Genomic DNA, 811 nt, shown 5'->3' with positions numbered 1-811 from the left:
GTCATAATGTCTTATCCAATAGCATGGTACAATATAAGAAACTCATTCCACATATTATAAAGGAGGAATTTCATATGGGTTTATTTAGTGGTATTTTAGGAAATGCATCAAGTGCGAGTACAGAAAGCGTTGAACGTGATTTAGAAAAGATTATGCTAGATGATGAGAAAGTTGAGCATGCTTATAAATTAATTCGTGATTTAATCGTATTTACAAATCGCCGTCTTATTTTAGTAGACAAACAAGGAGTAACTGGTAAAAAAACAGAATACCATTCAATCCCTTATAAAAGTATTACACAATTTAGTATTGAAACAGCTGGGCATTTTGATTTAGATGCAGAGCTTAAAATATGGGTGTCTAGTTTGAGCGCGCCAATTACGAAAGAATTTAAAGGCGATGATAGCATTTTAAGTATTCAAAAAGCGTTAGTAACATATACGACGAAATAGTTCATTTTTGTATATTTATTCACATCATAAATTACTAACCCGAACTTTTTGGAAGAATATACATTAAATTTGTATATTTAATCTAAAACGATACAAAAAGGTAAAGCATTTAAAATGTGCTTTACCTTTCTTTTTTATAATAAATTAATGTTGCTTTATCATTTAATTTCTTTTTAAATTCCGCTTTTATATATCCCATCTTTTCGTATAGAAAACAATTTCGTTCTTCCTCTAAAATTGTAGCAAGCTCCCAAGTCGTTATTTCCGGAAACATCTCCTCGATTAAAATTAATACTTTTTGAGCAATTCCGTTCCCTTGATAGTTTGGAATAATAAACATCGGGCTTATCCAAAATTTA

At 29.8% G+C, this 811-nt stretch carries 2 protein-coding genes; one reads left to right on the top strand and one right to left on the bottom strand.

Annotated elements, in window-relative coordinates:
* Nucleotides 1-74 precede the first annotated feature (74 nt).
* Entirely contained in the window at nt 75-452 is a 378-nt protein-coding gene (locus AC1DTM_RS29605; protein WP_002110143.1) for a PH domain-containing protein, read from the top strand.
* A 121-nt stretch (nt 453-573) separates the two neighbouring features.
* Here the strand turns inward: AC1DTM_RS29605 and AC1DTM_RS29600 are convergent.
* The coding region (locus AC1DTM_RS29600) for a GNAT family N-acetyltransferase (RefSeq protein ID WP_477001605.1) at nt 574-811 on the bottom strand (238 nt) is incomplete at its 5' end.

The sequence above is a fragment of the Bacillus sp. P4_D3 genome, from assembly GCF_056401855.1.
The sequence above is the reverse complement of the archived record's forward strand: the minus strand, read 5'-3'. Positions and strand labels throughout refer to the sequence as shown.

What these genes read in the sequence shown, in the direction of transcription:
- AC1DTM_RS29605 (WP_002110143.1), top strand. Translation starts at nt 75, where the DNA reads ATGGGTTTATTTAGTGGTATTTTAGGAAATGCATCAAGTGCGAGTACA.